This is a genomic window from uncultured Hyphomicrobium sp. (assembly GCF_902826555.1).
Classification (GTDB): Bacteria; Pseudomonadota; Alphaproteobacteria; order Rhizobiales; family Hyphomicrobiaceae; genus Hyphomicrobium_C.
On sequence record NZ_CADEFI010000007.1, the window covers coordinates 55,296 to 70,516 of the forward strand.

The window sequence follows — 15,221 nt, forward strand, 5'->3', positions numbered from 1 at the left end:
CGGGGTGGACATGTTGTAGCACATGAGGCTTTCCACAAGATGCGAAATAGACGCGAGCCCGGCCACCCGTATACCATGCCTCTTTGGATGCTGGACAGGGCCGCGCATCGATGAGACTTCGCCTTATCCTTTTGACGCTACTTACTTGTTTTTCGTCCGCGACCGCCCATTCCACCCCATCGCCCAGCCCCTCTCCGGCCCGTGCGATCGCCTCCGAGATCGACGCCAAGGTGTCGGCTTTGCTGGCCCGGATGACGCTCGAGGAGAAGATCGGCCAGCTCAACTTCCCCTCGCTCGCCTTCCCCCACGATGCGCAGCTCGAAGCCGTTAGACGGGGGCGCATCGGCGCCATGCTTAACGTGGTCAATCCGGATCACATGCGTGATTTCCAAGCGGCGATGGCGCAGTCGCGCCTCAAAATCCCCATGCTGTTCGCGCTCGATGCCATCTATGCCTTTCGGATCGCTTTCCCGGCGCCGATCGCCTGGGCGGCGACGTGGCGGCCTGAACTGGCGCAACGCGCGGCGGAGCTGGTTGCACTCGAAACGGCGCAGACCGGCATCAATCTGACGTTCGGGCCCATGGTCGACATCTCGCGCGATCCCCGCTGGGGGCGGGTGATCGAAGGCGCGGGCGAGGATCCGTTCCTTGCGGCGGCGTTCGCCTCCGCGCGCGTCACCGGCTATCGCAAGGGCGGGCTCGCGACTTCGGCCAAGCATTTCGTCGGCTACGGGGCGCCGGAGGGCGGACGGGATTACAATGGGGCCCAGATCTCCGCAGCGGAACTTTTCGATCGCTACATTCCGCCGTTCCAGGCTGCCATCGCCGCAGGGACCGAAACCGTGATGGCCTCGTTCAATACCGTCAACGGCATCCCGGTGACGGCGAACCAATGGCTCCTTTCAGATGTCCTCAAAAATCGGCTGGGCTTCGACGGGATCGTGATGTCCGATTTCGCGGCCGTCACCGAACTCGTCAATCACGGCGTCGCCGCCGATCATGCGGATGCCGCGCGCAAGGCGTTCAACGCAGGTATCGACCTCGACATGGCGGGCCAAGCCTACGACCGCTATCTGGGAGATGCGATCGCAGGGGGGCGCGTCTCGACGGCACAGATCGACGCTGCGGTGCGCCGCGTTCTCACGGTCAAATACCGGATGGGCCTTTTTGCGGATTCCCCCGGCGGGGTGCGCAAGATCCCCGCGCGCCCGAAAGAGGAGGCCGTGCGCAAAGCGGCGCGCGAGGTCGCGCGGGAAAGCTTCGTGCTGCTCAAGAACAGCGGGGCGACGCTCCCCATCACGCCCAAATCCGGCACGGTCGCCCTCATCGGCGCGGCGGCGATCGCCACCAACGATCATTCCTGGTACGGCCCGGCGCTGCTCGAAAAGCCGAAGACCGAAACGCTGCTCGACGCGCTCAAGGCGCGCATGGGACGGGGGCAGTCACTGCTGTTCGCCGAGGGCTTTGCCGACCCGTGCGGACTTGCGTTCAAGGATAAGGCCGGCGCCGTCGCGACGGCAAAGGCGGCGGATCTCGTCGTGCTTATGGCGGCCGAAGATTGCGTGGCTTCCGGAGAAGGCGTCTCGCGTACCGACCTCGGGCTTTCCGGCGTGCAGGAGGAGATGCTCGACGCGCTGGTGGCGGCGGGGAAGCCAATCGTGCTCATCGTCGACACCGGGCGTCCGCTGGCGCTCGCGGACGTCTCCGCGAAGGTCGCGACGCTGATGGTGACCTGGCACCCTGGGACCGAGGGGCGGGCGGCGCTTGCGGAAATATTGACCGGACAGTACGCGCCATCCGGCAAGCTGCCGATGACGTTCCCGCGCTCCGTCGGGCAGGTGCCCATCTCCTATAGCGATCTGCCCACCAGCCGGCCGATGACCGGCGACGACCACTCGTTCGGCGACCGCTATACGACAGGCTATATCGACGAGCGTCCGACACCGCTTTATCCGTTCGGGCACGGGCTCAGCTACACCACCTTCGAATATTCGCATCTCGAGATCAGCGCGCCCCGCATGGGACGCGGGGGCAAGGTCGAGGTGCGCGTCGACGTGACGAACACCGGCATGCGGTCCGGGCAAGAGGTGGTGCAGCTCTACACGCGGCAGCTCGTGGCTGCGCGCTCACGCCCGCTGCGCGAGCTCAAGGGTTTCGAGAAAGTGGCGCTGAAGCCGGGACAACGGCGCACGGTGCGCTTCGTGCTCAATGCCGCGGACCTCGCTTATCACGACGACGACGGCAAGCCGGTCATCGAGCCGGGCAAGTTCGATGTGTTCGTCGGCGGAAGCGCGGCGGCAGACCTCGAAAGCTCATTCGAGATCGCGGCGGACTAGTTGATTTCAGTCCGGCCTTGCGGCGTGTCAGCAGCACGAAAGGCCAAAAAACGCCGTCACGATCCGATCAGGCGCGCGTATTCGATCTTTGGGCAGCGATCCATGACCACCGTGAGGCCTGCAGCTCGCGCCTCTCGCGCAGCCTCCTCGTTGATCACTCCGAGCTGCATCCATACCGTCTTGATCTTGAGCCGATCCTTCTCGCGGATCGCCGCGCGCACCACGTCGAGCGCCGCGCCGGGCTGGCGGAAGATATCGACCACATCGACCGGCTGGCGGATGGCCGCGAGATCTGCTTTTGCGACGGTACCCAGGACCTTGCGGCCTTCGAGCTTCGGGTTGACCGGTATCACCTTATAGCCCTTGGCCTTCAGGTAGCCCATGACGCCATAGCTCGGGCGGCTCGGGTCGTCGGAGGCGCCGATGACGGCAAACGTGCGCGACGACGTGAGGATGGCCGCAATCTCTGCATCACCCGGTGCGGTAGCGGCCTCAGCCGCATCGTACGGCAGCGTCACGTGCCCCGCGGCATCGAGCGGCATGAATGGGTTGTAGGCCACTTCCCAGACATGGCCGTCCGGATCGGTGAAATATCCGGATTGCCCGCCCCAGAAGGCTTTCTGCGACGGCTTCAGGATCGTGGCACCGGCGGCCTCGGCCTCCCCCAGCACACGTGCAACCTCCTCCTCGGACCGCACATTGTGGGCGACGGAGATGCGCGAAAAACCCGAGCCTTTGTCCGATACGCCAGCGTCGTCGGCGAGTGCCTTGCGACCGAAGAGCGCGAGCACAACTCCGCCCGCGTCAAAGAATGTTACATTCTTGTTCGAGGCGGACGATGCCTTGAACCCCAGCTTCTCGTAGAAGGCGCGCGCACGCGCGATGTCGGCGACGCCGAGCGTTACAAACGAGATGCGCGGCTCCATGATCAGCTGCCCTTCCACGCGGGCGGGCGCTTCTCCAGGAAGGCACCGATGCCTTCGGCCGCATCCTGAGCCATCATGTTTTCAACCATGACGGACGCTGCGTAGGCATAGGCCTCGCCCAGCGGCTGCTCGACCTGCCGGTAGAACGCCTCTTTGCCGATGGCGACCGTCACCGGCGATTTCGAGGCGATCGTGCGCGCCATAGCGAAGGCCTCGTCGCGCACGCGCTCGAGCGGTACGACCCTATTGACGAGGCCGTAGCGCTCGGCGTCCTCGGCGGAGAGCAGCTCACCCAGGAGCAGCATCTCCATGGCGCGTTTGCGTGAAACGTTGCGCGAGAGCGCGACCATCGGCGTCGAGCAGAAAAGGCCGATATTGACGCCGGGCGTGGCGAAGGTCGCCGTCGTGGCAGCGACGGCGAGATCGCATGTGGCGACGAGCTGGCAGCCGGCGGCGGTCGCGACACCTTCGACGGCCGCAATGACGGGCTTGGGGCAACGCACGATGGCCTGCATGAGGCGCGCGCAGGCTTGCATGGTCTCGGTGTAAAACGCACGCCCGCCGTCTGCATCGGCGCGGTGGCGTGTCAGCTCCTTCAGGTCGTGCCCTGCGGAAAAGGCGCGTCCTTCTGCGGCGATGACGATCGCGGATACGGACGGGTCCTGGGACAGCTCGGCAATGCTGCGGTCGAGCGCAGCGATCATGCGGCGCGAGAGACTGTTGCGGGTTGCCGGCGACGCCAGCGTGACCAGCGCGAAGCCCGGCTCGGGCCGCGCAACGTGGAGGGGTGGCGCCTCAACAATCTCGGTGTCGCTGATCACGAGAACGCCGTCTCCCGGTTGCACCAAGCTCCTCGCGCCGCCACCCTCTCACGAGGGCTGGCCGCGACTACGGCGCGGGCGGATCGCCGTCCTCGGGGCCGCTCTCGCCGGCTTCCTCCGGAATGAGGGCTTCGATCTCGGCGACGTGCTTCTTCACGACGTCGATGTTACCCTTGTGCTGCAGCGGCTGCGACTGCGCGATCTCCTGCGTTAGGTCGTCGACCGCCAGCTTCTTGTCCTCGGCCGGGATCGAGTCATCGGCTTTGATGTCCTCGAGCTCCTTCTTCATTTTCTCGACCGGGTCGGTAAAGGTCCCCGAGGCGCGATCGAGCCCGTCGAGAACGACCGTGATATTGGCGCCGACGTCCTCGAACTCGGCAAAGCTTGCGAAGCCGTGTTTCTTGGCGATGTCCTCGAGCTGTTTGGTCAGGGCCGCATCGGGCGATTCTCCGCCTTCGACGAGCTTGCTTGCGAGAGGCGCAAAATCCTTCTGAGCAGCGATGAAGTTGGCCACCATCTGATCGGTGAGCTCGATCTGCTTGAACTCCTGCGCTCGAGCGCCCAGCGCCCCGGCGAACGCTACGCCCGCAACAAAGGCGAGACCGAACGCCATTGACTTGAGGCGCGTGAAGATAGTGCTCATAGGGCGTAACCCTCCCATCAGGTCAGAATCGCATTGCTTCCCCGGCGTCGCAGATGCGCACTTAAGATTACAACTGAGACGGATCTAAGAACGGACGCCAGGTCCCGTTGTTCCGACGCGCTATCCGCCTCGAGCCGAGGCCCGGGCGTGCGTCGGCGTCTCGAGACACGTTGCCGCTTCTGGGCTACACCCGCGGGCGAGCGGCCGCAAGAACGCCCAGCCTCAGGTTTGGCGACCGATCGCTCCATGAGTGTGGTAATATACGACCATATTTGTGGTATTATATTACATCTATGCTTATATTGCTGAAATTGCTGCTTAATTTATTTCACCTCGCAAATTGACGGGTGCCCCTGGCTCACGTAGATAGCTTGCTTCGCAACGGCGACGCTATGCGCGCCGGTTTTTCCAACACGCAGGCAGGAATCTCCCGCCATGAAGACTTTTGTCGCCAAACCCGGCGAGGTGCAGAAGAATTGGGTGCTGATCGACGCCGAAGGGCTGGTCGTCGGACGCCTCGCTGCCCTCATCGCCACCCGCCTCAAGGGCAAGCACAAAGCCATCTACACGCCGCATGTCGATTGCGGCGACAATGTCATCGTCATCAATGCCGATAAGGTCGCCCTGACCGGCAACAAGCGCGATGGCAAAGAGTACTTTCGCCACACGGGCTACCCCGGCGGCATCAAGTCGACAACCCCGAAGCGGATCCTCGAAGGACGCTTCCCCGAGCGGGTGCTCGAGCTCGCCGTCGAGCGCATGCTCGCGCGCGGCCCGCTGCAGCGCAAGCTGATGCGCAACCTCAAGATCTACAAGGGTGCCGAGCATCCGCACGCGGCGCAGACGCCGACGACGCTCGACATCGCAAAGCTCAATCGTAAGAACTCGAGGGCCTAATAGCCATGGTGCAGGAAAGCAAATCCCTGGATGATCTCGGCGCCCTCAAGGGGGCTGCCGCCGCAGATGCTCCGGTGCACGTGCAGAAGCTCGACAGCTTCGGGCGTGCCTACGCAACCGGCAAGCGTAAGGATGCCGTTGCCCGCGTCTGGATCAAGCCGGGCAAGGGCGTGATCACGGTCAACAAGAAGGACTTCAAGCAGTATTTCGCACGCCCTGTGCTGCAGATGCTGCTGCAGCAGCCGCTGGCTGCCGCCAACCGCGCGACGCAGTTCGACATCGTCGTGACAGTGGCCGGCGGCGGTCTCTCGGGTCAGGCCGGCGCCGTACGCCACGGCATCTCCAAGGCGCTCACCTACTACGAGCCGGAGCTGCGCGGCGTGCTGAAGAAGGGCGGCTTCCTCACGCGCGACAGCCGCACCGTCGAGCGCAAGAAGTACGGCCGCATGAAGGCTCGCCGCAGCTTCCAGTTCTCGAAGCGCTAAAGGCTTGCAAGTGCTTATGGTTACGCTCCCGGCAGCGCTTATGCCGGGGCGTCCATCGCGCCCCAACCCTACGGGATTTCTTGGCAACGGCCCGCTCTCGCGGGCCGTTGTTTTTTATCTAAATATGGTGTTGTTCTCTGCTGCCAAATTTGGATGGGCGCCAGGTCCATCTTCCCGGAAAGGCGAAGTTGATGCTTGAAGCCCTGCTGATTGAGCTCGAACACATCACAAACCCCGCGTGGTGGGCGGCGAACGCCGTCCCCCTCTTCAACATCCTGATGATCGACCTGACGCTCGCGGGCGACAATGCGATCGTGGTCGGCATGGCCGCCTCGCGGGTGCATCGCTCGATGCGCGCCAAGGTCATCTTCTGGGGCATCGCCGGCGCCGTGGTGCTGCGCATCCTCTTCTCGGGCATCGCACAGCAGATGCTGCAGGTGATCGGGCTCACGCTGGCCGGCGGCCTTCTGCTGCTGTTCGTCTCCTGGAAAATGTACAAGCAGATCATGGAGGGTCAGGAGCATTCGATCGAACATGTCGAGAGCCAGCTCGCCTCCAATGGGGTGCCCCACAACGAGACCAACTTCTGGTCGGCGCTCTGGACCATCATCCTGGCCGACGTGTCGATGTCGCTCGACAACGTGCTCGCGGTCGCAGGCGCCGCGGGTGAATCGACGCTGGTGCTGGTGATCGGCCTCGCCATCGCCATCGTATTGATGGCGGTTGCGTCGACCTATATCGCGAAGCTGCTGGCCCGCTATCCTTGGATCGCCTGGGTCGGCCTCATCATCATTCTGTACGTGGCGCTCGACATGATCTACCGCGACAGTCACAAGATCGTCTGTGCCGCCTACGGCGTCGGCTGCTCGGAGACCATCTTCCAGGGCATCCTGCACCGGCTCGGGCTCGGCGGATGAACGCACGCGTCTTCATCGACGGAGAAGCGGGAACGACGGGGCTCGAGATCCGCGAGCGGCTGGCGGCGGAACCGGCCATTTCGGTGGCCAGCATCGCTGCCGAGGCTCGCAAGGATCCCGATGCGCGCCGCACGCTCATGGGCGAGGTGGACCTGGTGGTGCTGTGCCTGCCCGACGCCGCAGCCGTAGAGGCCGTGGCGCTGGCGGGGACGCTCGGCAACCGGGCGCCCAAGATCGTCGACGCTTCGACCGCGCACCGCGTGTCGGAAGGCTGGGTGTACGGGTTTCCCGAACTGGACCGCCACCAAGCAGACGCGATCCGCTCGGCCCGTCAGGTCGCCAATCCCGGATGCTACCCCACCGGAGGCATCGCCCTGCTGCGGCCGCTCACCGATGCGGGGCTGCTGCCGTCCGACTATCCGGTGACCGTGAACGCCGTGTCGGGCTACTCCGGCGGCGGTAAATCGATGATCGAGGCCTACGAGGTAACGAAGTCGGCCCCCGACTTCGAGCTCTATGGCCTTAGCCTTGCGCACAAGCACGTGCCCGAGCTCACGCGCTACAGCGGCCTCTCGCGGCAGCCGATCTTCGTGCCCTCCGTGGGCAACTTCCGGCAAGGCATGCTGGTCAGCGTGCCTCTGCATCTGGATACGCTTCCGGGCAAGCCTTCGGGCGCCGATTTGCAGAAGGCGCTGGAAGACCACTATCCGGACGCGCAGCATGTCCGCGTCGTGCCGGCGGCGGAGAGCGCCAAGCTTGGCGGGCGGCTCGATGCGCTGGCGCTCAACGGGTCGGACAAGCTCGAGCTCTATGTGTTTGCCAACGAGGCCCAGCGCCAAGCCGTGCTGGTGGCGCGACTGGACAACCTCGGCAAAGGTGCGGCCGGCGCCGCTGTGCAGAATATCCGATTGATGCTCGGGGTTTAGAGCGTTTTGGACTGGGCAGCGTCGGCTGTCACGCGCGGAACAGCGGCGATTTGCGAACCGGACCAATCTGCGGCACACGCCGTAGGAGGTCTTGCCATGGCTTTGGTATCACTGGTCGTCCTGATCGTGGGCGCGTTCGCAATCGCGGTTTATGCGTCGGAGAAGCGCTTCGGCGAGCCGCGCCGGAAAATCGGCCGGAAGTCCGATCGCGACGGCTGAGGCATCGGCCGGCGATCAGGATCCGCGCGAGACGACGTGAAGGTGGCGAACCGCGAGCACGAGTAGGATCGCGGCGCAGGACTGATGTGCGATGCCGAGCGACAGGGGCACGGCTTCGAGCAGCGTCCAGATGCCGAGTGCAGCCTGGCCGAGCACGCCAAGCATCAAAAGGCCGGCGGACATCAGCGTCTCTCGCGTCGCGACGCGCGACGAAAACGTTCGCCATGCCTCCCACGCCACCAAAGCCACGACGGCATAGGCGACGAGGCGATGATTGAACTGCGCCGTCACCGGGTTCTCGAACGGATTGTGATACCAGGGTTCGATGGCCATCAGGTCGTGCGGGAACAGCGTGCCGTCCATGGACGGCCACGTGTTGTAGACAAGGCCGCCCTTGAGGCTGGCGACGAATGCGCCGAGCACCACCTGCAGGAAAATGGCGCCGACAATGAGCAGCGGCAGGGTTTTCAGGGCGCCCGGTGCAGCTAGGCTCTCGATTTCAGGACGGCCAAGCTCGAACGCGAGCCAGACGACGAGCGCCAGGATCAGGAACGCGACCGTGAGGTGGAGCGCGAGGCGATACTGGCTCACGTCGACGCGATCGACGAGGCCGGACTTGACCATGTACCAGCCGATGACGCCCTGCAGGCCGCCAAGCGCGAGCACGCCTGCGAATTTCCACTGAAAGCCCGGACGCAGCGCGCCAAGCATCCAGAACACGGCCAGCGGGAGCGCGAACGCAAGCCCGATGATGCGTCCGAGAAAGCGGTGGCTCCATTCCCACCAATAAATGGCCTTGAAAGCCTCGAGCGACATGCCCTTGTTGACCAGGTGGTACTCGGGAATCTCCTTGTACTTGGCAAATGCCTCCTGCCAATGGGCGTCGTTCAGCGGCGGGATGGCGCCGAGGATAGGTTGCCACTCCGTGATCGAGAGGCCGGAGTCGGTGAGACGTGTGGCGCCGCCCACCGTGATCATGGCCAGCACAAGGCCCGCGACGAAAAACAGCCACAGGCGCACGGCGCCGTCCCATTGGGCCGCAGCCGCTTGCGTCTTGCCGTTCATCGTGCCGATCGCCGCCATGCGCTTTTTCCTTGGTCTTTCGCCCCGGTGTGATAGGCCCAAGCCGCGCCCCGATCAATGCGATGATCGGGCGCTGGAGAGCCAGCCGGACTCCTGAGCCAAGTTAAGGAAAATTCTGCGGGATTTCAGGCCTTACATGACCGTTCGCACGCGCAAGCTCGTCGGCGCCATCGCGCTTCTGGTGTTCCTCGCCGTCTATGCACTCGCGGCCATGATGGTAGCGGTGGTGCTGCAGGTCAGCGCCAGCAAGTTCGCAGAGCTGGTCTATTACCCGGTCGCGGGGCTGCTGTGGGTGCTGCCCGCCATGTGGCTCGTCAGATGGATGCAGAGCCCGGACGGGTCGCCGCGCCCGTGACGGTGCCCTCGGCCTGTGCCATCGCCCGAAGGCCTTTGAGACGGGCGAGCGCCGCTTTCGCGGTATCGAAGACAGCGAACGGCACGCCGGTCATCATGGCCGAGACGTAGCGTGCCTCCTGGAAGTCACCGTTGAGCGAGACACGCGGAAGCCCCGTCATCGGGTATTTCGCGCGCAGCACGTCCTTGTGCGTCGTCACGGCTGTTTCGAGACCGAGCGAGCGGGCGAGCGCGAAGTCTCGCTCGCCAGCGCTTCCGGCATCTCCATACGGGAAACTGAAGTGGCGGCACGGGCGACCCAGCTCATGCTCGATGCGGGCCACACTTTCCGCGATCTCTGCGCGCGCGTCCTCCTCGGAAAGCCTCGCGACGGCAAAATGCCGACGGGTGTGGGCGCCGATGGTGACGAGCGGATCGGCTGCCAGCTCCCGCAGCTCGTCCCAGCCCATGATGAGGTCGCGGCAGAGCGTCGAGGTGTCGTAGCCCGCGCGCTCGGCGATCTCGTGCACGGTGGCGCGGAGCTCGTTTTCGGGACGCCCGCGGAGGAACCAGTAGATCTCGTGGAATGCGCGATTTTTTTCCTCAGGCGTCGCGCAGTCGAACGCGCGCTCGACGCCCCCGAGATCGACGCGGATCCGGCTCGCCTTGCGGATCGCGTTCTCGAGCACCAGCCACCAGAGATCGCCGTTGCCGTCGGGATAGTCGGTTGGAACATAGATGGCGAACGGGGCGCCGTGCTTCTTGAAGACGGGATAGGCGTGGTCGCGATTGTCCCTGTAGCCGTCGTCGAGCGTGAAGCATGCGAACGGCTGCGCCGGCGCGGCGGACTTCAGGCGGCGTGCGGCCTCGTCGAGAGAAACGATCTCGTGACCTGCGCGGCGCACCGTCTCGATCGCCGTCTCCAGGAACGCGGGCGCGATCTTCAGGATGCGGTTGGGCTCGAAGGCTTGCGGCGGCTCGGGGCGCACGTTGTGCAGGGTGAAGATCACCCCCTTGCCGCGCGCGCGTGACGGCACGAGCGCGCCGAGCCCCGAATAGTGGAGCGCGGACAGCCCGAACTGCATCAGCGCGGTGGCGGTGGAGCGCATAGCGGGCCCGGCGGCGGTTGGTCTCTACACGCGAGCTAAGCGGGTCTTCGTTCAGATCCTGTTAACGGGCGCGCGGCCTCAGCCGGCACGGGCGATTTTCTGGCGGTTGCGAGCGATGGTCTCCGAGGGATCGAGAGCGAACAGCGCGATGCCGTCGACCTCGAAGCCCAGGAACGATCCCGCCCCGTCGGCGCGCAGCTTCGCTTTCTGCGCCGGATCGGCCACCAGCGTTACACCGCAGTCGAAGCGGCCTTGGATGGCCTCGAACAGTCGCCGGGCCGGCTCGGTGCGGGCCACCACGACGATGTGCTCGTAGACGTCGTCCAGAGCGTCGAGCAGGAAGTTGATGCTGTCGCTGTCGATAGCCTCGTCCGGGTTCTCGGCGCCGCGACCGCAGGGGATGATGTGCACGTCGCTGTCACGCAGGGAGCGGACCACATCCTCGAAGCGCACTCGCCCGTCGGCCAGCTCGGTGAAGCCCGGCCACGATGGAAGGCCAAGCGGCTCGGCGATGCCCGCGCCGTTGAGGCTCCAGTCGACCATGATGACTGCGTGCCCGTTGGTTGCGATATGGCGACAGACAGCAACCGCCTCGCGCGCGAGTGAAAACACATCGGCGGCGCCCGTAAGCATTGTACGCGTGCCCGAAAGAGCGCCCTTGCGCAGTTTCTCGATCCGCTCGGCCATCGCTTCGTTGCTTGCGATCTCGGTGATGACGCTCGCAGTCGATGGGGACAAATCGCGCGCGACCACAGGGACCGATGCTGGCGCTGCGACCGGTCCTTCCGCCACGGTGCGCGGGGGTTCCTCCGATGCGGCGATCTGCGGCTGGGGCGTTGAAATCTCGACCTCGTCGGGTTCGACGGCGCCCGCGGGGGGCACATCCGGGACGGCCTGCGGCGGCGCGGGCGGCGCCGGCTTGACGGGCCGCACGGCCTCGACACTTTCGACGGCCGGCTCCTTGCGGGGGACCGGAAGCACCGGCTGCGACCGCTCCATCTGCTCGCGCTGCAGGCGGGCACGTTCCGTACGGTGCTCGGCGCGCCCCGAGGCGGACGAGGCGACCCGCGCATCGCCCAGGAGTCCTCGCGTGACGACGAGGGCGAGTCCGATCATCATGGTGGCGACGGCAACGAGCAGCGCGGTGGCCCCTTTTCTCGGAAATACCGGAACGCTCGACGGCCGCGCGCCGGAGACGATCTGTGCTTCGACGGGAATCGTGCGGGCATCGTCAGCGCGCACACGGTTGGCCTCATACTGCGCGCGCAAGCGGTCGAGCTCCGTGCGCTTTGATCTGGCGTCGGCCTCGAGGCTTCTTAGCTTCGCCTCCTCCGGGCCGGAGGTGACGATGCGCGTCTTGATATCGGCGACGCTTTTCTGAATTGCCTCTTCCCGCAGCGCCGTGACCTTCGCCTCCTTGCCGAGGCCATCCACGATCTTTGCCACCTCGTCGGCGATCTGGGTCTTGAGACCCCGGAGATCAGCGGAGAGCTGGCGCATGCGCGGATGACCAGGAAGCAGCGTCGCGGACAGCTCCGAAATCTGGCGTTCGACGCGGACGCGGCTTTGCACGAGGTTCTGGATCAGCGGTGACTTCTGCACGTCGGCCAGCGTCTCAGCGCTGCCCAGGTCCTGCATCTCGCGAGCCTGCTTGGCGCGGGCCTCGGCTTCGCTGCGTGCCGCCTTGACGCGTGACAGCTCGGCGTTGAGCTCGGAGAGCTGCTGCTCGTTCAGGCCGGTCGCCTGCTGACCGCCCTTGAAGATGTTGGCCTCTCCACGAAATTTCTCGACGGCGGCCTCGGCCGCAGCCGCTTCGTCGGCGAGCTTGGAAATCTTGGGCTCGAGCGCCTTCTGCACCTCATCGGTCTCGGTGATGGTCTGATGGGCCATGTTGACGCGATAGGTCTCGGCAATGCGGTTTGCGACGGCCGCCGCCAGATCGGGATCGATTGACGTGAAGCGCACGCCGATAAAGCGGCTCTCCTTCGGTGAATAGACCTCGAGACGCTTGAAGTAGCTTGCGAGGGCGCGATCCTGATCGCTCTCCTTCGAACTCGGAGCACCGACGCCGACAAGGCGCAGCAGCGCCGAAAGCCTGTCGGGCGAGCCTTTGGCGCTGTTGAACTCGGGCCGGTCCGCGAGCTTCATATCGCGAACGATCGCCTCGCCGAGGTCGGTCGACATGAGGGCGCGCACGTGGGTGTTGATCGCCTCCTTGTCCATGCGCACGGTGACGCTGTCGGAGGCGCCGGAGCGCGAGGGGTCGGTAAAGGGATTGCTGGCGCCGATCGATTCGATCGCGAGTTGTGTCTCCGACACGTAGCGAGGGGCAATCTGGGCGAGCACACCATAGGTGGCAGCGGCCAACGCCACGGCCAAGACGGCGAGCTTCGGCAGGCTTCCGATCGCCGCCCGCCAGAGCGAGCCGAGATCGATATCGTCCGGACGATGGTATGTGGCTCGCGCCATTTTCGCTTTTGTCCCGCGAATCTTCTTGTCCCGGAATACACGGCGTCGCGTTAGAATTTCCTTAAGGTTCCCAAAATCGGGCAACTCCTTAGATTTTCTTAACCCTGGCTCCCTAACACTGGCCGCTCCACGATTTCACCAAGCGGTCGAACCATGCGCGCCGGAGTCAAAGCCTTCATCCGAGTTGCCTCCTGCGCGGCCGCGTTCGGTCTTGCGGGCTGTTCGCACGACCCCGACGTCATCGTCTCCGCCGCACTCGAGAATATGGGCCGCCAGGCCGAGACGGTCGTCTACGCCGATCCCCCGCCGCCCGCCGATGCGGCCTGGGAGGCGCCTGTCGTCCATGCGGGCTACGTTGCGGATGCCGGCGGGCCTTATCTGCTCGACACGGGCGACCGGCTGCGCGTCTTCATCTACGGGCAGCCCAACCTGTCGCGTGCCTATACCGTCGACCAGGAAGGCATGATCACCGTGCCGCTGATCAACGAGGTGGCGGCTCGCGGGCGCACGACGCGCGAGGTCGAGGACACCATCCGCCATCGCCTCGGCGCCGAGTTCGTGCGCGACCCGCAGGTAACGGTCGACATCCTTCAGAACCGGCCGTTCTTCATCTACGGCGAGGTGCGGACGGGCGGGCAATTTCCCTACGTCTCGGGCATGACCGTCGAGACCGCCATTGCCATCGCAGGTGGCTATACCGATCGGGCGAGCACGCGCAGTTTCCGGGTCACGCGCGGCGGCGGCGGCGGGCCTCAGCTCGACGTCCCGGCCGATTTCCCGGTGCAGCCGGGCGACGTGGTCTACGTCAACGAGCGCTTCTTCTGATGCCGCCCGCAAGCGAGGCCAGCGCCGGCGCGCTCCGCATCCTGCATGTCATGCGCGCGCCGGTCGGGGGGCTGTTCCGCCACGTGCTGGACCTCTCGGGCGAGCAGGCACGGCGCGGACACTCCGTGGGCATCGTTGCCGACAGCACAGCCGCGGATGCGCTGACGGTGCAGCGACTCAACGCGATTGCACCCAAGCTGAGGCTTGGGCTGTCGTTGATCCCCATGAGCCGGCGGCCGGGCATCGGCGATCTCGGTGCCCTGCGCCGGATCGTGAAGATCGCGCGGGCACTGGACCTCGACGTGCTGCACGGGCACGGCGCCAAGGGAGGGGCTTACGCGCGTTTCGCAAAGGCCTGGATCGGGGCGCGCGGCGGCGAACGGATCAAGACGTTCTACACTCCGCATGGCGGCAGCCTGCACTACAAGCCCGGGACGCCGGCCGGGACGCTCTTCATGCTGCTCGAGCGGATCATGGGGCGGATGACGGACGGGTTCATCTTCGAATCGGATTTCGCGCGGCAAGCCTATGCCCGGCTGGCAGGCGAAGGCGGAGCGCCGCGGCGGGTGATCCCGAACGGTCTCGGACCGGAGGACTTCGTTGCACGGGCCCCGGCGGACGATGCAGCGGATTTCCTGTTCATCGGCGAGCTTCGGCATCTCAAAGGTGTCGACGTGCTGCTCGAAGCGCTTGCCCGCATCTCGCGCGTGCCTGCCGTCCGGGCCGTGATCGTCGGTGGCGGACCCGAGAGCGACGCGTTCAAGACGCAGGCGCATCAGCTCGGGCTCGATGTGCGGGCGTCGTTCCCCGGAGCGATGCCTGCCGCGGACGCATTTCCTCTCGGACGCTGCCTCGTGGTGCCATCGCGTGCCGAGAGCTTCCCCTACGTGGTGCTCGAAGCAGGTGCGCAGGGCAAGCCGCTGATCGCCACGAACGTCGGCGGTATTCCCGAGATCGTCGCCGGATCGGAGACGAAACTGATCGCAGCGGGCTCCGTCGATGCGCTTGCGGCGGCGATGGAGAGCGTGCTGGCGGATCCGGCCACTGCGCTGGCGCAGGCCTCGGAGCTCAGGCGCCTCGTGCAAAGCAAGTTCACGGTGGCGGCGATGACAGACGCCGTTCTCGATTTCTATCGCGCGCCTCATGGCGCCGATCCGCAGCCGGCGCGCTGAACGTCGCCATCTATCCGTTGCCTGACCATCTGCGTCCGCGTGGCATGGCGACTGCACCTC

General features: G+C 65.4%; 15 protein-coding genes. 9 read left to right on the forward strand and 6 right to left on the reverse strand.

From position 1 onward, the window contains the following. The first annotated feature begins 230 nt into the window (after nucleotides 1–230). Complete coding sequence (locus QZV93_RS05355; RefSeq protein WP_295556593.1) at nucleotides 231–2,336, forward strand: glycoside hydrolase family 3 N-terminal domain-containing protein; 2,106 nt, start codon at nucleotides 231–233, stop codon at nucleotides 2,334–2,336. A gap of 56 nt (nucleotides 2,337–2,392) precedes the next feature. Here QZV93_RS05355 and QZV93_RS17575 read toward each other — a convergent pair whose 3' ends face one another. From QZV93_RS17575 to QZV93_RS05375, 3 genes are all read right to left on the reverse strand, one after another. Continuing rightward, nucleotides 2,393–3,280, reverse strand: a complete 888-nt coding sequence (locus QZV93_RS17575; RefSeq protein ID WP_363156609.1) for a CoA-binding protein — start codon at nucleotides 3,278–3,280, stop codon at nucleotides 2,393–2,395. Further along, entirely contained in the window at nucleotides 3,265–4,065 is an 801-nt protein-coding gene (locus QZV93_RS05370; protein ID WP_295556683.1) for an enoyl-CoA hydratase, read from the reverse strand. The genes QZV93_RS17575 and QZV93_RS05370 overlap by 16 nt, the downstream gene beginning before the upstream one ends. A gap of 85 nt (nucleotides 4,066–4,150) precedes the next feature. Next, a complete protein-coding gene (locus tag QZV93_RS05375) occupies nucleotides 4,151–4,726 on the reverse strand; it encodes a hypothetical protein (RefSeq protein ID WP_295556595.1) in 576 nt (191 codons plus the stop codon). Between the two features lie 435 nt (nucleotides 4,727–5,161). Between QZV93_RS05375 and rplM the strand changes: the two genes are divergently transcribed. The 5 genes from rplM (at nucleotide 5,162) to QZV93_RS05400 (ending at nucleotide 8,170) form a co-directional block, all read left to right on the forward strand. Beyond that, nucleotides 5,162–5,623 carry a 50S ribosomal protein L13 gene (rplM, locus tag QZV93_RS05380; protein WP_295556596.1) on the forward strand — a complete coding sequence of 154 codons (462 nt, stop codon included), beginning with the start codon at nucleotides 5,162–5,164 and terminating at the stop codon, nucleotides 5,621–5,623. A gap of 5 nt (nucleotides 5,624–5,628) precedes the next feature. Continuing rightward, nucleotides 5,629–6,108, forward strand: coding sequence for a 30S ribosomal protein S9 (rpsI, locus tag QZV93_RS05385; RefSeq protein ID WP_295556597.1), 480 nt, complete (start codon nucleotides 5,629–5,631; stop codon nucleotides 6,106–6,108). Between the two features lie 191 nt (nucleotides 6,109–6,299). Next, entirely contained in the window at nucleotides 6,300–7,025 is a 726-nt protein-coding gene (locus QZV93_RS05390; protein WP_295556599.1) for a TerC family protein, read from the forward strand. Continuing rightward, complete coding sequence (argC, locus tag QZV93_RS05395; protein ID WP_295556601.1) at nucleotides 7,022–7,951, forward strand: N-acetyl-gamma-glutamyl-phosphate reductase; 930 nt, start codon at nucleotides 7,022–7,024, stop codon at nucleotides 7,949–7,951. Before QZV93_RS05390 ends, argC begins: the two co-directional genes overlap by 4 nt. A 96-nt stretch (nucleotides 7,952–8,047) precedes the next feature. Further along, nucleotides 8,048–8,170: a hypothetical protein gene (locus tag QZV93_RS05400; RefSeq protein ID WP_295556603.1), complete on the forward strand. Its 123-nt coding sequence runs from the start codon at nucleotides 8,048–8,050 to the stop codon at nucleotides 8,168–8,170. Between the two features lie 15 nt (nucleotides 8,171–8,185). On the opposite strand, the gene QZV93_RS05405 is transcribed toward QZV93_RS05400, so the two are convergent. After that, entirely contained in the window at nucleotides 8,186–9,253 is a 1,068-nt protein-coding gene (locus QZV93_RS05405) for a COX15/CtaA family protein (protein ID WP_295556605.1), read from the reverse strand. Nucleotides 9,254–9,389: 136 nt separating this feature from the next. Here QZV93_RS05405 and QZV93_RS05410 point away from each other — a divergent pair, with 136 nt between their 5' ends. Beyond that, nucleotides 9,390–9,608: a DUF2842 domain-containing protein gene (locus QZV93_RS05410; RefSeq protein WP_295556607.1), complete on the forward strand. Its 219-nt coding sequence runs from the start codon at nucleotides 9,390–9,392 to the stop codon at nucleotides 9,606–9,608. Here the strand turns inward: QZV93_RS05410 and QZV93_RS05415 are convergent. Continuing rightward, on the reverse strand, nucleotides 9,568–10,695 hold the full coding sequence (locus QZV93_RS05415; protein WP_295556609.1) for a polysaccharide deacetylase family protein: 1,128 nt from the start codon (nucleotides 10,693–10,695) through the stop codon (nucleotides 9,568–9,570). The genes QZV93_RS05410 and QZV93_RS05415 overlap by 41 nt on opposite strands. A gap of 78 nt (nucleotides 10,696–10,773) precedes the next feature. Then, entirely contained in the window at nucleotides 10,774–13,164 is a 2,391-nt protein-coding gene (locus QZV93_RS05420; RefSeq protein WP_295556611.1) for an exopolysaccharide transport family protein, read from the reverse strand. Nucleotides 13,165–13,317: 153 nt separating this feature from the next. On the opposite strand from QZV93_RS05420, the gene QZV93_RS05425 reads away from it, so the two are divergent. Continuing rightward, entirely contained in the window at nucleotides 13,318–13,989 is a 672-nt protein-coding gene (locus QZV93_RS05425; protein ID WP_295556613.1) for a polysaccharide biosynthesis/export family protein, read from the forward strand. Next, nucleotides 13,989–15,161, forward strand: coding sequence for a glycosyltransferase (locus tag QZV93_RS05430; protein ID WP_295556615.1), 1,173 nt, complete (start codon nucleotides 13,989–13,991; stop codon nucleotides 15,159–15,161). The genes QZV93_RS05425 and QZV93_RS05430 overlap by 1 nt, the downstream gene beginning before the upstream one ends. The last annotated feature ends 60 nt before the right edge of the window (nucleotides 15,162–15,221 follow it).